The following is a 20,174-nucleotide window of genomic DNA, read 5'->3' as shown; positions in this document are numbered from 1 at the left end:
TACAATATAGCCCATTGAAAACAGACAAATTTTTATTATGAAAAAAAAAGAACAACCAGTAAGTTTTGAAAATGCACTCACCGAACTTGAAGCAGTGGTAAATCGCCTTGAGCAGGGAGATTTAAATTTAGAAGATGCTTTAGCGCAATTTGAGCTAGGGGTAAATTTAGCTAAGCAAGCGCAAGAACGTTTAACTAACGCTGAACAACGTGTTCAAATTCTTTTAGAAAAAAATACTACTGCCTCATTGAGTGATTATTCTGCTAATCTTGAACAAACTGATGAGGATTCTCCTTTTTAAGCAGCTCCGATTTGAGCTAAGCAAAATAATATTTATAATAGTGAAAAAGCCTTATTAGGATAAACAATGTATCAATTTTCAGCAGATCTAGTTGCTTTACAGCAACGTAATAATGAATTTTTACGCCAACAATTAAACTCCTTGAATAGTGCTCCTGCTCCACTGGCAGATGCAATGCGTTATAGCTTATTGCTTGGCGGGAAACGTATTCGTCCCTTTCTCGTGTATGCAACAGGTAGAATGTTAGGTGTTCCTCTTGAGAAGCTTGATCATCTTGCTGGTGCTATCGAATGTATTCATTGTTATTCTCTTATTCATGATGATTTACCTGCAATGGATAATGATACATTACGACGTAATCAACCAACCTGCCATATTGCTTTTGATGAAGCAACAGCAATTTTAGCTGGTGATGCTCTGCAAAGTTATGCCTTTGAATTATTGTCACAATCTCCGCTAACCGACGCACAAAAAATCCAGCAATTATCATTACTCGCCAAAGCTTCTGGTGCGCAAGGAATGTGTTTAGGGCAAAGTTTGGACTTAATTTCTGAAAATAAACAATTAACCCTAACAGAATTAGAAAGAATTCATAATCACAAAACAGGTGCGTTAATTACTGCATCGGTCTTATTGGGTTTTTATGCTTCTGATTACCATACAGATAAAGCGTTGGAGCAAAAATTAAGATTATTTTCTCAAGCCATTGGCCTAGCATTTCAAGTACAAGACGATATTTTAGATATCACTTCTAATAATGAAGAACTAGGTAAAAATGCAGGTTCTGATCTAAAATCGCACAAAAGTACTTATCCACAATTATTAGGATTAGAACAAGCCAAACAAAAGGCACAAGATTTATATCTGACGGCACAATCTGTGCTAGAACAACTAGCTTTTGACACTACCGCATTAAGTGCATTAGCAGAATTTATTATTCAACGGCGGAACTAACTATTTATTTTTTAACGGATTTTACGAAATACTATGTCAAATTATTCACTTTTATCACAGATCAATTCTCCAGATGATTTACGTTTGTTAGCGAAAGAGCAATTACCAGAACTCTGCGATCAATTACGTAAATATCTTTTAGAAAGTGTTAGTCAAAGTAGTGGGCATCTGGCTTCAGGTCTAGGCACAGTAGAATTAACTGTTGCATTACATTATGTTTTTAATACGCCGTTTGATCAATTAATTTGGGATGTTGGACATCAAGCTTATCCGCATAAAATTTTAACCGGGCGACGTGATCAAATGCATACCATTCGTCAAAAAGGTGGTATTCATCCGTTCCCTTGGCGTGAAGAAAGTCCTTTTGATGTGTTAAGTGTGGGTCACTCCTCAACTTCGATTAGTGCTGGCTTGGGAATCGCTGTTGCAGCGCAACGTGAAAATGCTGGTAGAAAAACCATTTGTGTAATTGGTGATGGCGCAATGACAGCTGGTATGGTCTTTGAAGCGATGAATCATGCCGGTGCACTACATACAGATATGTTAGTTATTTTGAATGATAACGATATGTCAATTTCAGAAAATGTTGGTGCATTGAATAACCACTTGGCTCGTCTGCTTTCTGGTTCCTTTTACTCTTCTCTACGTGAAGGTGGTAAGAAGATTCTTTCAGGTTTACCACCAATCAAGGAATTTGTACAAAAAACAGAAGAACATGTTAAAGGTTTTATTTCACCAGGCGGTACGCTTTTTGAAGAATTAGGCTTTAACTATATTGGTCCAATTGATGGTCATAATGTAGAAGAATTAATTTCTACTCTAAAAAATATGAGTACCTTAAAAGGCCCGCAATTTTTACATGTCATCACTAAAAAAGGTAAAGGATACGAACCGGCTGAACGTGATCCTATTGGTTTTCATGGTGTGCCTAAATTTAATCCATTAAGTGGTGAATTGCCAAAAAGTAAAACTACGCTACCAACCTATTCAGAAATCTTCGGAAAATGGCTTTGTGAAATGGCGGCTCAAGATCCAAAATTAATTGGTATCACCCCAGCTATGCGTGAAGGTTCGGGTATGGTTGAATTTTCACAACGTTTCCCAGAACAATATTTTGATGTTGCGATCGCTGAACAACATTCGGTAACTTTTGCTGCTGGGTTAGCAATTGGCGGTTATAAACCTGTAGTAGCAATCTATTCAACCTTCTTACAACGTGCCTATGATCAGGTTATTCACGATGTTGCCATTCAGAACTTACCAGTGTTATTTGCAATAGATCGTGCAGGTGTCGTTGGTGCAGATGGGCAAACCCACCAGGGTGCTTTTGATCTTAGTTATCTACGCTGTATCCCTAATTTAATTGTAATGACGCCAAGTGATGAAAATGAATGCCGACAAATGCTCTACACTGGTTATCAATGTGGAAAACCTGCTGCTGTACGTTATCCAAGAGGAACTGGTATGGGTGCAGAATTACAACCGTTAAATCTTCTACCGATCGGGAAAGCTAAATTTGTTCGTGAAGGCGAGAAAGTGGCAATTTTAAATTTTGGTACTTTATTACCGGAAGCGTTGAAAGTAGCAGAAAAGCACAATTACACTGTAATTGATATGCGCTTTGTCAAACCACTCGATCTAGAATGTTTACGACAAATTAAAGATCAATATCAATTGTTGGTTACATTAGAAGAGAATGCAATTCAAGGTGGCGCTGGTTCAGCAGTTTTAGAAGCGTTAGCTGGTTTTGATACAACTATTCCATCAATATTGCAATTAGGCTTGCCTGATTATTTTATTCCTCAAGGCACACAACAAGAGATTCATCAATTGTTACAATTAGATGCTGAAGGCATTGAAATAAGAATTCAAGAAAAATTGAGCAACTAATTAATCGGATAAAAAAAACTCTAACATTTTGTTAGAGGTTTTTTGTAACTATCAAACGTTGACAAAGATTAATCAACAACTAAAGTACGGCAAGTGTTAGTACCACCAGAAACGAACTCATCGCCTTGGGTTAATAATACTAAATCACCAGATACTAAATAACCTTTCTCTTTTAATAGGTTAATTGCGATTTTCGCCCCTTCAACAGTACGGCTCATCTCTTCAAAATACACTGGCACAACACCACGATATAATGCACAAAGATTTAAAGCGCTTTGGTTACGTGAAAGTGCAAAAATTGGTAAACCAGAACTAATACGTGACATCAAACGTGCTGTACGACCTGTACTTGTCATAGCAATAATCGCCGCAGTACCTTTCATATGGTTGGCTGCATACATTGCAGACATTGCCACAGATTCTTCAATTGAAGAGAACTCAACATCCATACGGTGACGAGATACGTTGATACTTGGCATCTTCTCTGCACCTAAACAAACTTTTGCCATCGCTGCAACAGTTTCTGCAGGATATTGCCCTGCTGCTGTTTCAGCAGACAACATTACTGCGTCAGTACCATCTAATACCGCATTAGCAACGTCCATTACTTCTGCACGAGTTGGCATTGGGTTGCTGATCATTGATTCCATCATTTGTGTCGCTGTGATAACAACTTTATTTAATTGACGTGAACGACGAATTAATTTCTTTTGTACGCCAACAAGCTCTGGGTCGCCAATTTCTACCCCTAAGTCACCACGTGCTACCATGATTACATCTGATGCTTTAATAATGTCATCAATAGATTCTGCAGTTGCTACTGTTTCAGCACGTTCTACTTTAGCAACAATTTTTGCATTTAAACCTGCATCTACTGCTAATTTACGAGCATACTCAATATCAGCACCAGAACGAGGGAATGAAACTGCAAGGTAATCTACACCAATTTTCGCCGCAGTAAGAATATCTGCTTTATCTTTTTCAGTTAATGCATCTGCAGATAAACCACCACCTAATTTATTAATTCCTTTATTATTGGAAAGCGGTCCGCCTACAGTTACTTCAGTAAATACTTTTTCGCCTTCAGTTGAAAGCACTTTTAATTGTACTCGTCCATCATCTAAAAGCAGAATATCACCAGGAACAACATCTCTTGGTAAATTTTTATAATCTAGACCAACAGATTCTTGAGTACCTTCACCTTTTGGTAATTCAGCATCCAGAATAAATTTATCACCAACATTTAAGAAGATTTTACCGTCTTTAAAGGTAGAAACACGAATTTTAGGACCTTGTAAATCACCTAAAATTGCTACTTGTTTACCAAGTTTTTTCGCAACTTCACGTACTTTCGCTGCGCGATTAATATGATCTTCCGCAGTACCATGAGAGAAATTCATACGTACTACATTTGCGCCAGCGGCAATAATTTTTTCTAAATTATTACCCTTATCTGTTGCTGGACCTAAAGTTGTAACAATTTTAGTTCTTCTTAGTCTTCTAGACATTAATTACTCCGTAAGATAACAACAATACTTGAAATTTAAACAATTAAAATTTGATGGAAGAAATGGTACTTTTTGCAGTAAAGTACCTATAATAAAACGGTCGGAGATTATACGCTGATTTTTTATGTAATGCGAGAGCAACTAAACTAAAAATTTACGGAATTACTGGATAGAGGTAGTGCATATGCACATTTTTATAATGCGACATGGTGAAGCTGGTTTTCATGCTTTTAACGACAAAGATCGTCCTTTAACAGCAAGAGGTGAAGATCAGGCTGAACAACAAGGTTTATGGTTGAACGAACAAACTGTTCCAGATCTTATTTTGGTCAGTCCTTATTTGCGAGCACAACAGACTTATCAATTAGCCCGACAACCATTCAAACAATCGATTCCTGTTGAAACTTGGGATAATCTCACTCCGTATGGCAATGCTGCCTTAGTTGCAGATTATCTAGATACCTTAAATGAAAATATACAAAGTGTATTGATTGTGTCACATTTACCATTAGTCGATGATATTGTGACTGAACTCGGTGTTCATCACCCGATTTCTTTTTATCCTGCAACAATTGTACATCTTGAGAAACAACAGGATACTTATCGCTTAGTTGAGGTCAAATTTCCTACTGCATAATTTACCACTATATAAATAGAAAACTTGCCGCAAAACCATTTTGCGGCAAGTCTTTAATAAATGAAGCTATTATTGTAATCCTGCTTCTAATTTTAATTGCAATAAGCGTCGTTCTTCAGTCGTTAGCGCCACACCTTTCAGATTAGTTAAAATAAAGAAGTCCTCTGCTTTCTCACCATTTGTGGTAATTTTGGCATTAGCTAAAGTTAATTGTTGTTCGGTAAAAATATCACTAATCATCGCCAATAAACCAGCACGATCCTTAGTAATTAATTCCAACTCTGTCTGCTCCTCTTTCTCAATATTGAGGAATCGCACTTCTAATGGCACATTAAAGTGCTGTAACTTACTGCTGCGACGAGCTGTTGCTGTTGGTACTTTTTTCTCGCCTTTTAATACCGCTTTTAATACTTGCGAAATTTCATCACGACGAGGTTTACGTAACGCACTGCCATCCGCTTCTGTGACAATAAAACTATCAAAAACTTCACCGCTTTCTGCTGTAATAATTTGTGCATCATGAATACTTAAATTTTTTGCATCTAATGTTCTCACTACTTTATTAAAGAGTTGTGGTTGGTCAGCACAATAGATAAAAATTTCCGTAGCACCACGAGAGAATCGACTACTTACCAATACAATTACTTCATTACTTAAATCTTCTATTTGACATAAATGTTCAGCATGCCATGCGAGTTGCTTTGAAGTATTGCGTAAGAAATACTCTTCTGGACAACGTTGCCATAATTTATTTACATCATTCACTTTGATTTGATATTTTTCCAGCATCGGTTGCATGAGATCTAATGCTTTAATCCGATTTTGCAAAATCTGAATGCTGTAATCGAGCGGAACAGTGATACCCTGTTCAAGTTGTTGTTTTGTATAACGATATAATGTCGCCAACAGAGTACGTTTCCAACTATTCCATAAGGTTTCATTTGTTGCACAAATATCAGCAACAGTTAAACAAACCAAATAATCTAATCGCATTTTATTATTGACAATATTGGCAAAACGACGAATTTCGTCAGGGTCATGAATATCACGACGTTGCGCCACAATTGACATCTGTAAATGTGATAAAACCAACCATGCCATAAATTCTGCATCTTGTTCACTGAAACCATGTTGGATAGCAAAATCAAACATATCAATAGCGCCTAATTCTGCGTGATCACCAGAACGCCCTTTGGCAATATCATGGAATAATGCCGCTAAGAAAAGTTGAGGTTTCTTCGTTAAAGTTGGGAAAATTTGATGACATAATGGATGCAATTCTGCACATTCAGCAGAAGCAAAACTTTCTAGTTTCCGCAATAAACGTACGGTATGTTCATCTACTGTATAAGCATGAAATAAATCAAATTGCATTAAACCTACAATATGTTTCCATTCCCGCAAATAAGCCTTTAGTACACCATAACGATGCATTGGTACAATTGCTCGCGTAATTGCCTGTGGTTGATTAAAAATTTGGATGAAATAGTCGCGAGCCTGCGTATTTTCACTTAAATAATGTTGTTGATTTAGCAAAGCCAAACGTAATTGGCGCAAAGTGCTAGAGTGGATATAGCTTTGCGGATAGTGACAGAGCTGTAAAAATAGTTCCACCATCGTTTCAGGTGCAGTTTGAAATGTATCGTGACATTGTAACTGAATACTGTTATTAACCAAATAAAATGCAGGGCTAATTTCAATTTTTTCGATAATTTTTGTGGTATGTGGTGATAAAAATTGTTCCTGATAATCCTGCATTAATACTTCGCTTAACTGCATAATTTGTTGTGAATTGCGGAAATACGCCTTCATCATCTTTTCAACAGCTTGATTTCCTTCACCTTGATAACCCAGCATACTGCTGATTTTTAATTGACGTTCAAACAACAAACGATTGTCGTAACGTTTAATCACCAAATGTAAGGCATAACGCAATTTGAATAAGAAAGTTTGGCAATCTAATAACGCTTGATACTCTTCAGGATAAATAAAACCAAAATCGAGTAAATCTGTTAGATTTTTCGCCTTAAAGTGTCGCCAAGCAATCCAATATAACAGATGTAAATCACGTAATCCGCCAGGACTATATTTAATATCAGGTTCTAGGTTATATGCAGTGTTATGATAGCGTTGATAACGTTCATTCTTTTCTGCTTGCTTTGCAACAAAGAAATCTTTCATTGACCAAAAATCATCTTGATAAATTTGTCTGCTTAATTGTTCAAACAAAGTCTGATTACCCGCCAAGAAACGTGATTCAAGTAAATTGGTCGCAATGCTAATATCGTTTTTACCCTCTTCAATACACTGCGCTAAAGTACGGATACTATGCCCGACTTCAAAATGGCAATCCCATAAGAATTGTACAAATTCGGCAATCTGTTGCTCTAATTGTTCTGTTAAAGGTTCGGACGATAAAATGAGGAAATCTAAATCTGAAAGCGGGAACATCTCTTCACGACCATATCCGCCGACAGCAATTAAAGATAATGTCGTTTGTTGGTCAAATTTAAAATGTCGCCATAATGCCAATAATAATTGGTCATATAAATGACTACGACGACAAATCAACTGATAAATATCAATATCTTTGGAAAATTCTTGTAACTCCTGTTCTTTTAAGTCACTAAATATTTTCCGAATATCCACTGGATTTAATAACTTTTCATCCAACACAGGTAAAGTAAATTGAGTTTGCATAATCTTCCTTAATTATTTTTATAGCGTCCAATTAACTTATGCTTTTTCCAATAAAAAAGCGACTTTTTTCTTTCCGATCCAAGTCGCTTTTTTCAACATTTAATTATTTATCATTATTCGTTGGATATCGTTTAACTCTTCATCTCGAATTGTTAATACTTCACAGCCATTTTCCGTAACTACAATTTGATGTTCATATTGCGCTGAATGGCTACGATCCTTGGTTTTTACTGTCCAACCGTCACCCATTAAACGAATCTCTTTTTTCCCTGCATTTACCATTGGTTCAATCGTAAATACCATTCCAGGCTGTAACACAACGCCACCATCATCAGCATAATAATGTAGCACTTGTGGATCGGTATGGAATTCTGTACCAATACCATGACCGCAATATTCACGCACTACCGAAAAGCCTTGTTTTTCCACAAACTGCTGGATAACTCGTCCAATTTCGTTTAAACGAATACCTGGTTTTACCGTACGTAAAGCAAGATAAAGTGATTGCTGAGTGACTTCACATAATTTTTTGCTACGAATTGGCGCTTCACCGACAATATACATTTTTGAGTTATCGCCAAAATAACCGTCTTTAATCACAGTCACATCAATGTTGAGAATATCGCCATTTTTTAACTTTTTATCATCACTCGGGATACCATGGCATACCACTTCATTAATCGAGATACACACTGATTTTGGAAAACCATGATAATTTAAGCAAGCTGGAATCGCTTGTTGCTCATTCACAATATAATCGTGACAAATACGATCTAATTCCCCTGTGGTTACGCCAGCTTTAACGTAAGGTTCAATCATTACTAAAACATCAGATGCTAATTTACAAGCAACTCTTAATTTTTCAATTTCTTCTGCATTTCTTAATGGAATTGCCATTCTTTTCTCCAAATTCATTCTTATTTTTGACGCAATATAATAACACTATTTACTATCTTATGAAAAAACCTTTCGACGAAATTGTTGAACGATTTACTAGGTTATTAGATAATAACAACACTATGTTTTCTTTTGTGGGATTTATTGATAGGAGTTATAGCAATGAGTGATATGTCAGTCCCTCTTACCTTCACCGATGCAGCGGCAAAAAAAGTAAAAAACCTAATTGAAGGTGAAGATAATCCAAATTTGAAATTGCGTGTTTATATTACTGGTGGTGGTTGTAGTGGTTTCCAATATGGTTTCACTTTTGATGAAAATGTCAATGAAGGTGATCTCACCATTGATAACTCAGGAGTAACACTTGTAGTGGATCCAATGAGTTTACAATATTTAATTGGTGGAACTGTTGATTATACCGAAGGATTAGAAGGTTCAAGATTTATCGTTAATAATCCAAATGCGACAACCACTTGTGGTTGCGGTTCTTCTTTTAGTATTTAATCAATAAAGGCTATCATTAGATAGCCTTTAATCTATCTAAGAACAACGAGGTGGCAAGATGGAATTTCAATTTTATCGACTTGATCGTCAAACAGTAAATGTTGAGTGTTCTATGGAACATGAAGCAATAGCACGTTGGGCTAATAGTGAAATTCAGGGTAATTTGCAGAAAATTCAAGACATTCTTACCATCATCAAACAATGTCAAAATACTCCTCATACCATTGATAAGATCGTGACAGGCAAAGAATTTTCATTACATATTAATCGTGATGAAGTGATGGTCAAAGCCAATGTCTTATTTGATGAAAATCCTATTGATGAAGAAGCATTAGAAGATGATTTGCAATTTTATGATGAAGAAAATATGGCATTATGTGGTTTAGAGGATTTTGTTCATTTCCTTGAATCTTATTGTCAATTTATTCAAGAATAATTATCAATAGAAAATCTGTTTCATTTTTAAGCGTTTATATTGCAGAAATGTAATAAGGGTGATTTGTTTCTGCGATTAAGATCACAATATTCATTATTGCTCCCCTTTTTCTTTTGAACTGCCAAGCACATTTCACTATTATGGCGCCGCCTAAAATTATTATTCTATTCAAATAAAACGAACTAAAAGGTGTGTGTATGTTAAATGAGCAAACTATCGATTCTGTCCGTTCTACGACAGAACAATCCAAACGTTGGAATAAATTCGACATTGCCTGGGTATTAAATTTATTTGGTACCGCAGTAGGTGCTGGCGTACTTTTCTTACCAATTAATGCAGGAAAAGGCGGTTTTTGGCCATTAGTGATTATGACAATCATTGTTGGGCCAATGACTTATTTCGCTCATCGAGGTTTAGCAAGATTTGTCCTATCTTCTGCAAAACAAGGTAGCGATATTACAGAAGTTGTTGAAGAACACTTTGGTAAAACTGCGGGTAAGTTAATTACTCTGCTCTACTTCTTTGCTATTTTCCCAATTTTGTTAATTTATGGTAATGGTATTACTAATACCGTAGATTCTTTTATCATCAATCAATTACAACTTGCTTCTCCACCACGTTTCTTACTTTCATTAATCCTGATTGGTAGCTTAATTGGAATTTTCTTACTTGGTGAAAAAGTTGTTTTAAAAGTAACAGAATGGTTAGTTTACCCATTAGTCTTTATTCTTTTTGCGTTATCGGTTTACCTCATTCCTGAATGGAATACCAGTATGTTGCAAGAAATGCCAACTACTAGCGAATTTTTATTGACATTATGGATCACTATTCCAGTATTGGTCTTCTCTTTCAACCACTCCCCAGCAATTTCTTCTTTTGTGTTGTCACAACAACGTCATTACAAATTTAATGATGTTGCTGAGCACCACTCCAACAAAACATTAAAAGGTACAGCGACAATTTTACTCTTGTTCGTAATGTTCTTTGTGTTTAGCTGTGTTTTAACCTTAACACCAGAAGATCTTGTATTAGCAAAAGAACAAAATATCGCGATTCTATCATTCTTAGCGAATAAATTTGATAATCCTTATATCTCTTACTTTGGCCCATTAGTTGCATTCTTAGCAATTACCAGTTCATTCTTTGGCCACTATATGGGCGCTCGTGAAGGTTTATTAGGTTTATACTTGAAATTAAAAGATAACCAATCACAAGAACAAGTTAATCATCGTCGCTTAAATCTAATTGCTGCGCTTTTCTTCCTATTATCTTTATGGTTTGTTGCAATCATCAACCCAAGCATTTTAGGTTTAATTGAATCATTAGGCGGCCCAATCATTGCAATGATTCTCTTCATTATGCCAATGTACGCGATTAGAAAGATCCCGGCTATGCAACGTTATCGCGGTAAATGGAGCAATCTATTTGTCGTTATCATGGGACTAATCGCAATTTCTAATATTGTGTATAACCTTATTGCTTAACGCATAATATTCGTTAAAATTCATTCTTCTTTGCCTTAGGCTTTCAGCCTAGGGCAAATTGCAATTAATAATAATAAAAAATGAGTGTGCTTTTATGATTAGTGTTTTTGATATGTACAAAATTGGCATTGGTCCTTCCAGTTCTCATACTGTAGGCCCAATGAAGGCCGGTAAGCAATTTATTGATCATCTGGTTGAGCAAGATAAGCTAGAAAAAATTACTCGCCTACATATTGATGTGTATGGTTCTCTCTCGATGACTGGTCGAGGCCATAATACCGATATTGCCATTATTATGGGGTTAGCTGGCTACTTACCTGATAACGTTGATATTGATCATATTCCCGTTTTTATTGAACAGCTTAAACAACAAAAACGTTTTCCGCTAGCGTTAGCAAAACACGAAATTGCATTTGATTTTTACCAAGACATGCAATTTCATTCAACTTTTCTACCATTACACGAAAATGGTATGAAAATTAGTGCATACCATGATCAACAGCTTATCGCCAGCGAAACCTATTATTCAATCGGTGGTGGTTTTATTGTTGATGAAGCACATTTTAATCAACAACAAACTAGTGATCAGCAAGTACCATTTCCTTATAACAATGCTGCAGATTTAGTTCATCATTGTCGTGAAAATGGTTTGGCGATTTCTGGCATTATCTTACGTAATGAACTTGCTTTACATAGCAAAGAAGAGTTAAACACTCATCTCTCTAAAGTATGGCAAACCATGCAAGATTGTATCCATCATGGACTTTATACTGACGGTTTATTACCCGGTCCATTAAAAGTGGCTCGTCGTGCTGCTGGTTTACGCCGTCTATTGGAAGCCAATAATTCCTTATCTAATGACCCAATGAAAGTAATCGATTGGATCAATATGTATGCACTAGCTGTAAATGAAGAGAATGCGGCAGGCGGACGTGTTGTCACCGCACCGACAAATGGCGCTTGTGGGATTGTGCCAGCGGTATTGGCTTATTACCAAAAATTTATTGCACCGATCACTGATGAAGTACGCGATTGTTATCTATTAACCACTAGTGCTATCGGTTCTCTATATAAAATGAATGCCTCTATTTCTGGTGCAGAAGTAGGTTGCCAAGGAGAAGTTGGTGTTGCTTGTTCAATGGCGGCTGCTGGCTTAACTGAAATTATGGGTGGCACACCAGAACAAGTTTGTATGGCGGCCGAAATTGCGATGGAACACAATTTAGGGCTAACCTGTGACCCTGTTGGCGGTCAAGTACAAGTACCTTGTATTGAGCGCAATGCTATTGCTGCGGTAAAAGCGATCAACGCAAGTCGTATGGCGTTACGTCGTAACACACAACCTCGTGTCACACTGGATAAAGTTATCGAAACTATGTATGAAACAGGTAAAGATATGAATGCTAAATATCGTGAAACATCACAAGGTGGTTTAGCGATTAAGGTAATTTGTAACTAAACTATTAACAATAAAATTAAGGGAGCGATTAAGCTCCCTCAGCTTATTGACAAAGTCAATTATAAGACTTTTAGCTAAATTATTTCTTATCTAACATTTAGGTTTCGCCCTAAAGGGCGACTTCATTTTATTCGCAAGTGAACTTTGTTCACTTGCTCACCCTACGGGTCGTTGCAAGCAACGTTCAAAAAGCTAACGCTTTTTGTCATTGCTTGTGCAAAGAAAACGAAGCAAAAGAAAGCACACCCTCGCACTCTTGCTAATCCTCATTCCAATAAGATTTTCCGGGCGACAAAAAAAGAGATTTTTCTCGCCAGCTCGAAAAATTGACAGCTTTTTTTGTCTGAAAATCTTATTTACATTCGGGCAAGAGTGAGAGGGAACCCAAAGCTATTTTATAGAAGTTTTTGACAAAATTTAGGTTTGTCAGCGGTCTGAGGGAGCTATTAAGCTCCCTCATTTTTTAAGAAAATATTAAGAAAGTAAGCAATTTTTCTCACCACGTGAAAGACTGATTAAACCAGAACGAACAATCTCAATCACACTGGTTTCTTCTTTAATTGCTTTAATAAAAGCATTGAGTTTTTCACTATCACCACTTAATTGCACAGTATAAGTTTTTGGTGTGACATCCACAATTTGGCCACGATAAATATCAGCCATTCGTTTAATTTCTTCACGTGTTTGCCCTTGTGCTCTTACTTTTATTAATAATATTTCCCGCTCAACATGCTCTACATCACTTAAATTAATCACACGATACACATCAATTAATTTATGTAATTGTTTTTCAATTTGTTCTAACACCTGTTCATCGCCATAAGCTTCAATTGTCATCCGAGAAAGTGTTGGATCATCTGTTGGTGCAACTGTCAAACTTTCAATATTAAATGCCCGTTGTGAAAACAATCCGATAACCCGTGATAATGCTCCAGATTCATTTTCTAATAGTACTGATAAAATTCTACGCATTATGATCTCTCCGTTCTGCTTAAATACATTTCATTCATTGCACCACCACGCACTTGCATTGGGTAAACGTGTTCTGTTTCATCAACTTTTATATCTACAAAAACAACACGATCTTTGATCGCAAATGCTTCTGCCAATTTTTGTTCCAATTCATCTGGGGTATCAATACGAATACCAATATGGCCATAAGCTTCCGCCAATTTCACAAAGTCTGGTAAAGAATCCATATAAGATTGAGAATGGCGGCCTGCATAAATAATATCTTGCCACTGTTTCACCATACCCAAGAAACGATTATTCAAACTCACAATAATAACTGGAATGCCATATTGTTTTGCAGTGGAAAGCTCTTGAATATTCATCTGAATACTACCGTCACCAGTAATACAAACCACTGTTGCCTCAGGATGCGCTAATTTCACTCCCAATGCTGCTGGTAAACCAAAGCCCATCGTACCCAAACCACCAGAATTAATCCAATGACGAGGTTTAGCAAATGGATAATGTAATGCAGCAAACATTTGGTGTTGTCCCACATCAGACGCAATATAAGCATCACCATGTGTTAAACGATAAACTGCTTCAATAACTTGTTGTGGTTTAATAACTTTATCGTTTGTTTCGTAATTTAAGCATTTCTTCTCTTGCCATTGATGAATTTGTTGCCACCAATCTGTTAATTGCTGTTGTGCTTTAGCAATATCGTCATCTGTTAATAAAGCAAGAAACTCTTCTAAGACTATTTCTGCATCACCAACGATTGGAATATTGGCAATTACATTTTTAGAAATCGAAGTTGGGTCAATATCCACTTGAATAATCTGTGCATTTGGACAATATTTTGCCAAATTATTGGTAGTACGATCATCAAATCTCACACCAATACCAATAATCAAATCACTATGGTGCATTGCATTATTGGCTTCATAAGTACCATGCATTCCTAGCATACCTAAAAATTGTGGATCTTGTCCTGGAAATCCCCCTAGCCCCATTAAAGATGAAGTAACCGGGAGATTTAAATTATGAGCAAATTGTGTCACTTTATCTGCACAATTGGCTGTAATCACCCCACCACCAATAAATAACACTGGACGTTTAGCAATTTGAATGGCTTTTAATGCTCTTTTAATTTGTCCTTTATGTCCTTGTAAGGTTGGATTATAAGAACGTAAATGTACTTCCTCTGGATAACTATAATTGTATTTAATACTCGGATTTAACACATCTTTCGGTAAATCGATTACCACTGGCCCTGGACGACCGGTAGAAGCAATATAAAATGCTTTTTTCATAATCATTGGGATATCTTCTGCTTTTTTCACTAAAAAGCTATGTTTTACTACTGGACGTGAGATCCCCACCATATCACACTCTTGGAATGCATCACTACCAATTAAATTTCCCATTACTTGACCAGACAATACTACTAACGGAACAGAGTCCATATAAGCAGTAGCAATCCCAGTAATGGTATTGGTTGCTCCCGGGCCAGAAGTAATTAACACACAACCTACTTTACCAGTTGAACGTGCATAGCCATCTGCCATATGTACTGCACCTTGTTCATGACGAACTAAAATATGCTCAATACCGCCAAGCGTATGAATAGCATCATAGATATCTAGCACCGATCCACCCGGATAACCAAATAAATATTCCACTCCTTGATCTCGTAATGACTGCACCACCATCTCTGCGCCAGATAATTTTTTCATATCTTTTTTCTCCAAGTTATTCTTATTAATGATGTTAGTTACTAGTTTTACTGCAACTTAAGTAACTTGTCTATAGCCAATTTTTATGTGATCGCTATCAAATTCAGCATTAAAATTCGAAAAATAAATTATTTTAAGAATAAAATAAAATAATATGATAAAAAGATAAAAAAAATGCGGTTACAAACCGCATTTTATAAAATTTAATTTTTATTTTAAATTTACGCTAAAACTTGTTGGCGTGATCTAAAAATGAAGAATAATACCGCTAATACCACTGCAGTAGTTACAAAACCTAAAATTGCAGAGCTGGTGAAACCTAAACAAATGAAACCAACAAACGAAGCAATCGCAACCACTGCTGCATAAGGCAATTGAGTATTTACGTGATCAATATGGTTACAAGCTGCACCAGTTGAAGAAAGAATCGTAGTATCTGATACTGGAGAACAGTGGTCACCACAAACAGCACCAGCCATTACCGCAGATAAACAAGGCAACATCAATGAAGGATCAGCATTCGCTGCCATTGCTGCTGCAATTGGTAACATAATGCCGAATGTCCCCCAACTTGTACCAGTTGAGAATGCCATTACAATCGCTAATAAGAACAATAATGCTGGTAATAATTGTGTCATCATATTACCGCTAACTAAGCTTGCTAAATATTTACCGGTATTCACATCCCCTACAATTGTATTAATTGTCCAAGCAAAGAATAGAATAGTAATAGCACCAGACATTGATTTAAAACCAAGTAAAATCGCCTTAATGTAATCCGCTACACTGATGCGATTAAAAACAAATAATGAAGCAACGGCAAAGGCAGCAAGACTACCTACCACTAATGAAATACCTACTGTGGTATTCTCAAAAGCACCTAATACAGAAAAGCCTTGTCCATTTGCTGCTAATGCTTCATATCCGGTGTACATCATCATTGATACTGTACCAATAATTAATACCACAATTGGAATGATTAAACCGCCGACACTACCTTTATTATCTTCATCATCACTGCTTTCATCTTGATGTTCTGCTTGCATCGCTTGACGCTCATGACGTGCCATTGAACCAATATCAAAAGAAAAATAAGCAACAAAGAAAACACTAAATAAAGCAAATAATGCATAATAGTTCATCGCACTCATCGCAACGAATGCTCCCATTGGCGAATAACCTGCAATCGCATGTGTAGTTAATAAGCCGGCTACCAATGTCATAATATAGGCACCCCAGCTAGAAATAGGCATTAATACACACATTGGCGCTGCTGTAGAATCCAAAATATAAGCCAATTTCGCACGAGAAACTTTGAATTTATCTGTTACCGGACGCGCAATCGCCCCTACAGCCAAACTGTGGAAATAGTCATCAATAAAGGTAAAAAATACTAAACAAGCAGTTAATAATTTAGCACCACGTCTGCCTTTAATATGTTTTTGCGCCCATGAAGCAAATGCTTGATTGCTTCCTGAAACAGTTAATAAAGATGTTAATGCGCCAAGCATTAATAAGAAAATAATAATATTGACATTATTATGATTTAATCCTTCTTCACCATATACTAAAGAAAGGACACTATTTTTAATATAGATTGCAGCATTTAACGGGCTACCTGCCGTCAACATCAATGCGCCTACAATAATCCCAACACTTAAAGACAATAGCACCCGACGGGTAATCATTGCTAATGTTAAAGCCAATAATGGCGGTACAACCGACCATATCGAAGAAGAATAATCAATAAGTTCCATACGCTAACCTAATTAAGATAAGAAGAGTCTAGCGAGTTATTTAGCGAAGATAGGTTCACAAAAAAGGAAGGATAATAGGATTAACCAGCCTAACTCGTAGCGCTCCATAGTTAAACAAAATAATTACTATGACAGTATCGTCCCTTTCGGTAACGATCCCAACCAATCAAGATGACGCTTGATTGATTTCGGCGGTTATTCCTTTCCCTTCTTATCAACGCAGTCAGCTCAAAGAAGATACTTATAATAATCGCACCTCTACTTCAGGTGGCTAAAAGATACAACAAGTGATAAAAAAAGCAAGTATTTTAAATTAATATTGAATTATATTGTTAATATTGACTAAATACTTATATTTTCTCAATTTATTGATGCAGCGAATTATTAAACTATTCATCAACCTATTCATTGGAATGAAATATAAATTTCATTTTAATCATCAGACCACTTAACCTCTATAATTGGCTATAATCTGTAGTAGTTGAAAGCTGCTTTTTGCATAACAACAACATTTTCTAGCAAAGATGACATTTAGATGTTTTCACAATCTTATTTTCATTTACCTAATGACTAAGAAAACATTTCATCTTTTTTATTAAAATCATTATCTATATTTAAATTTATCTGTAATTTGTTAAATATTTATATTTACTTTTAGATTATTTTCGCTAGAATTCTTTAGTATTTTTTCATCATAATATGTTTAACTACATTTCGGGGAGATTATTAATGGAAGAATTATTAAAAACACTAAATAATATTCGTTCTTTGCGTCTTTTAGCACGTGAAATACCTTTAGAACAATTAGAAACTATTTTTAAAAAATTTGAATTAGTTGTTCAGGAACGCAAAGAAGAAGAAGCGCAACAACAAAAAGTTCTTGCTGCACATCAAGAGAAAATTGAAAAATATAAAGAATTACTTAAATCAGAAGGAATTTCTCCTGAAGAATTACTTGAAGTAATGAATTTACACCGTTTCAATCCTTCTCAACATAAGAAACGTGCGCCACGTCCAGCGAAATATCAATACATTGATTTAGATGGTTCACAAAAAACTTGGACTGGTCAAGGTAGAACACCAAAAGCAATTCAAATTCAACTTGATAAAGGTGCAAACCTAGAAAGTTTTGAAATTAAATAAATTTACCCTATCATCGAACCTATTCAGTCATCACTGAATAGGTTTTTTCTTTTCTATTTTTTTAATTCCACACTAGATTGAATTAACCTATTTCATTATCTCGTAATTCCTATGTATGAATTGAATAAACAGATCAAAAATATTTATTCATTATTAATCATCACCTTATGTTTATCACCCCAAGATTTAAGTTCATCAATAATAGTCGCTAATGTTCTACCATAATCACTCATTTGATACTCTACTCTTGGTGGCACTTCAGGATACACCGTACGTATAATAATTTGATCATCTTCTAACGCACGTAATTGATGCGTGAGTGTACGTTGCGACACTTCAGGGAATAAACGTTTAATTTCATTGAAACGCATCACAGGATTATTCAACAATTGATACAAGATCGTGCCTTTATATTTTTGGCCAATCACCGACAACGCCAGCTCAACTGAACAACCACTGTTACAATCAAATTGAATATGAGCTTTTCTGGTCATAATATTCTCTCATCATAGTATCTTTTAAGTTACTTACAGCAAAATAAGTGCGTTCTTGTGCAACCTCTGAATAGCGGAATAATATAAATATACTCTTTTTAACAAATTATTGAGGTATTTTTTATGAAAGCTATTGGTTTTAATACGCCACTTCCAATCAACAATGTAAATTCATTATTAGAGATTGAATTACCGATTCCCGAAATTGGTGAATACGATATTTTAGTCAAAATTGAAGCTGTATCAGTAAATCCTGCTGATGTAAAAATTAGAGCAAGTCATCAACTTCAAGCAGGCAATTATCGCGTCTTAGGCTATGACGCAGCTGGCATTATCACTCAATTAGGCAGCAAAGTTACTCAATTTACAATAGGAGATAAGGTTTATTATGCAGGAGCTATCAACCGCATGGGGTCAAATGCTGAATATCAGGCTGTCGATAGCCGTATTGCAGCTAAAATGCCATCTAATTTGAGTTTTGCCGAAGCTGCCGCATTACCACTGACTATGCTGACCGCATGGGAAACACTATTCGATCGTTTAAATATTAATAAAGACACTAATCAAACTTTGCTACTGATTGGTGGCGCTGGCGGTGTTGGTTCTGCTACTATTCAATTAGCTAAGGCACTGACCAATTTAACTGTAATTGCCACTGCATCACGTCCGAAAAGCGTCGATTGGTGCCGTAAATTAGGTGCAGATTACGTTATCAACCATCATCAGTTAACACAACAATTTGCCGAATATAAACTCCCAGCACCGGAGTTTGTCTTTTCTACCAATCATACCGACAGTTATTTACCGCAAATAGCGAATTTAATTGCACCACAAGGTAAACTAGCCTTAATTGATGATCCGACTGTTTTCGACATTAATCCGCTAAAAGGGAAAAGCGTCAGTGTACATTGGGAATTTATGTTTACTCGTTCTCTCTATTCCACTACTGATATGCAAAAACAGGGTGAAATTCTAACAAATGTTAGCAAACTAATTGAACAAAAGCGTTTAGTCACAACTTTGACACATACTCCATATGGTTTAAATGTAACCAATTTAAAACAGGCCCACGCTTTAGTTGAACAAGGTAATATGATTGGTAAAATTGTCTTAGCGTTATAACTACTCTTTTTTATTACATCTCAAATAATACCTAATGATTTGAGATGTAAAATCTTTTCAATTTAGTAATTTGTTTCTCCTACTGTAACTCCTGCAATATTTTGTGGTTTAGTGCCGCCGAATCACACTAAGCGTTTATTGAGTGTTTCATAAACATAACCCATTGATTAATATAGATATTACTAATTTGCATATTGA

17 protein-coding genes and 1 riboswitch are annotated in these 20,174 nt (G+C 35.9%); of the genes, 10 read left to right on the top strand and 7 right to left on the bottom strand.

From position 1 onward, the window contains the following. Positions 1 to 37: 37 nt before the first annotated feature. The 3 genes from xseB (at position 38) to dxs (ending at position 3,145) form a co-directional block, all read left to right on the top strand. The gene (gene xseB / locus NYR30_RS05255; RefSeq protein WP_066110238.1) at positions 38 to 301 is read left to right on the top strand and encodes an exodeoxyribonuclease VII small subunit; all 264 of its coding nucleotides are present in this window, start codon (positions 38 to 40) and stop codon (positions 299 to 301) included. Between the two features lie 66 nt (positions 302 to 367). Continuing rightward, positions 368 to 1,255, top strand: a complete 888-nt coding sequence (gene ispA, locus NYR30_RS05250; protein ID WP_066112892.1) for a (2E,6E)-farnesyl diphosphate synthase — start codon at positions 368 to 370, stop codon at positions 1,253 to 1,255. Positions 1,256 to 1,288: 33 nt separating this feature from the next. Then, the gene (dxs, locus tag NYR30_RS05245; RefSeq protein WP_066112893.1) at positions 1,289 to 3,145 is read left to right on the top strand and encodes a 1-deoxy-D-xylulose-5-phosphate synthase; all 1,857 of its coding nucleotides are present in this window, start codon (positions 1,289 to 1,291) and stop codon (positions 3,143 to 3,145) included. A 68-nt stretch (positions 3,146 to 3,213) separates the two neighbouring features. Here the strand turns inward: dxs and pyk are convergent, their stop codons facing one another. After that, entirely contained in the window at positions 3,214 to 4,653 is a 1,440-nt protein-coding gene (gene pyk / locus NYR30_RS05240) for a pyruvate kinase (RefSeq protein ID WP_066110244.1), read from the bottom strand. Between the two features lie 184 nt (positions 4,654 to 4,837). Between pyk and sixA the strand changes: the two genes are divergently transcribed. Continuing rightward, entirely contained in the window at positions 4,838 to 5,290 is a 453-nt protein-coding gene (sixA, locus tag NYR30_RS05235) for a phosphohistidine phosphatase SixA (protein ID WP_066110246.1), read from the top strand. Between the two features lie 69 nt (positions 5,291 to 5,359). Here sixA and glnD read toward each other — a convergent pair whose 3' ends face one another. Then, positions 5,360 to 7,990, bottom strand: coding sequence for a bifunctional uridylyltransferase/uridylyl-removing protein GlnD (glnD, locus tag NYR30_RS05230; RefSeq protein WP_302502215.1), 2,631 nt, complete (start codon positions 7,988 to 7,990; stop codon positions 5,360 to 5,362). Between the two features lie 99 nt (positions 7,991 to 8,089). Continuing rightward, on the bottom strand, positions 8,090 to 8,905 hold the full coding sequence (gene map, locus NYR30_RS05225; protein ID WP_156536734.1) for a type I methionyl aminopeptidase: 816 nt from the start codon (positions 8,903 to 8,905) through the stop codon (positions 8,090 to 8,092). A gap of 144 nt (positions 8,906 to 9,049) precedes the next feature. On the opposite strand from map, the gene erpA reads away from it, so the two are divergent. The 4 genes from erpA to NYR30_RS05205 all read left to right on the top strand — a co-directional run bounded on the left by erpA (position 9,050) and on the right by NYR30_RS05205 (position 12,770). Next, complete coding sequence (gene erpA / locus NYR30_RS05220) at positions 9,050 to 9,391, top strand: iron-sulfur cluster insertion protein ErpA (protein WP_066110253.1); 342 nt, start codon at positions 9,050 to 9,052, stop codon at positions 9,389 to 9,391. A gap of 58 nt (positions 9,392 to 9,449) precedes the next feature. Continuing rightward, the gene (locus NYR30_RS05215; RefSeq protein ID WP_302502213.1) at positions 9,450 to 9,827 is read left to right on the top strand and encodes a YacL family protein; all 378 of its coding nucleotides are present in this window, start codon (positions 9,450 to 9,452) and stop codon (positions 9,825 to 9,827) included. A 197-nt stretch (positions 9,828 to 10,024) separates the two neighbouring features. After that, positions 10,025 to 11,311: a serine/threonine transporter gene (locus NYR30_RS05210; protein ID WP_066112896.1), complete on the top strand. Its 1,287-nt coding sequence runs from the start codon at positions 10,025 to 10,027 to the stop codon at positions 11,309 to 11,311. Between the two features lie 94 nt (positions 11,312 to 11,405). Continuing rightward, positions 11,406 to 12,770, top strand: coding sequence for an L-serine ammonia-lyase (locus NYR30_RS05205; protein WP_066112897.1), 1,365 nt, complete (start codon positions 11,406 to 11,408; stop codon positions 12,768 to 12,770). A 474-nt stretch (positions 12,771 to 13,244) separates the two neighbouring features. On the opposite strand, the gene ilvN is transcribed toward NYR30_RS05205, so the two are convergent. The 3 genes from ilvN to NYR30_RS05190 form a co-directional block, all read right to left on the bottom strand. Then, the gene (gene ilvN / locus NYR30_RS05200; protein ID WP_066109237.1) at positions 13,245 to 13,742 is read right to left on the bottom strand and encodes an acetolactate synthase small subunit; all 498 of its coding nucleotides are present in this window, start codon (positions 13,740 to 13,742) and stop codon (positions 13,245 to 13,247) included. Next, complete coding sequence (locus NYR30_RS05195) at positions 13,742 to 15,460, bottom strand: acetolactate synthase 3 large subunit (protein ID WP_066109240.1); 1,719 nt, start codon at positions 15,458 to 15,460, stop codon at positions 13,742 to 13,744. The genes ilvN and NYR30_RS05195 overlap by 1 nt, the downstream gene beginning before the upstream one ends. A gap of 221 nt (positions 15,461 to 15,681) precedes the next feature. Continuing rightward, positions 15,682 to 17,217, bottom strand: a complete 1,536-nt coding sequence (locus NYR30_RS05190) for a Na+/H+ antiporter NhaC family protein (protein ID WP_066114223.1) — start codon at positions 17,215 to 17,217, stop codon at positions 15,682 to 15,684. 89 nt (positions 17,218 to 17,306) lie between these two features. Then, a riboswitch (Lysine riboswitch) is annotated at positions 17,307 to 17,486 on the bottom strand. A 460-nt stretch (positions 17,487 to 17,946) separates the two neighbouring features. Here NYR30_RS05190 and NYR30_RS05185 point away from each other — a divergent pair. Then, positions 17,947 to 18,360 (top strand): H-NS family histone-like protein, encoded by a 414-nt coding sequence (locus NYR30_RS05185; protein WP_066109246.1) that lies wholly within the window; start codon positions 17,947 to 17,949, stop codon positions 18,358 to 18,360. Positions 18,361 to 18,503: 143 nt separating this feature from the next. On the opposite strand, the gene NYR30_RS05180 is transcribed toward NYR30_RS05185, so the two are convergent. Further along, a complete protein-coding gene (locus NYR30_RS05180) occupies positions 18,504 to 18,854 on the bottom strand; it encodes a winged helix-turn-helix transcriptional regulator (RefSeq protein ID WP_066109249.1) in 351 nt (116 codons plus the stop codon). Between the two features lie 123 nt (positions 18,855 to 18,977). On the opposite strand from NYR30_RS05180, the gene NYR30_RS05175 reads away from it, so the two are divergent. After that, the gene (locus NYR30_RS05175) at positions 18,978 to 19,976 is read left to right on the top strand and encodes a zinc-binding alcohol dehydrogenase family protein (RefSeq protein ID WP_066112768.1); all 999 of its coding nucleotides are present in this window, start codon (positions 18,978 to 18,980) and stop codon (positions 19,974 to 19,976) included. The last annotated feature ends 198 nt before the right edge of the window (positions 19,977 to 20,174 follow it).

This window comes from Gallibacterium salpingitidis, assembly GCF_030517105.1.
Taxonomy (GTDB): domain Bacteria; phylum Pseudomonadota; class Gammaproteobacteria; order Enterobacterales; family Pasteurellaceae; genus Gallibacterium; species Gallibacterium salpingitidis.
Note: the sequence above shows the minus strand (reverse complement) of the source record. Positions and strands in the feature narration are given on the sequence as shown.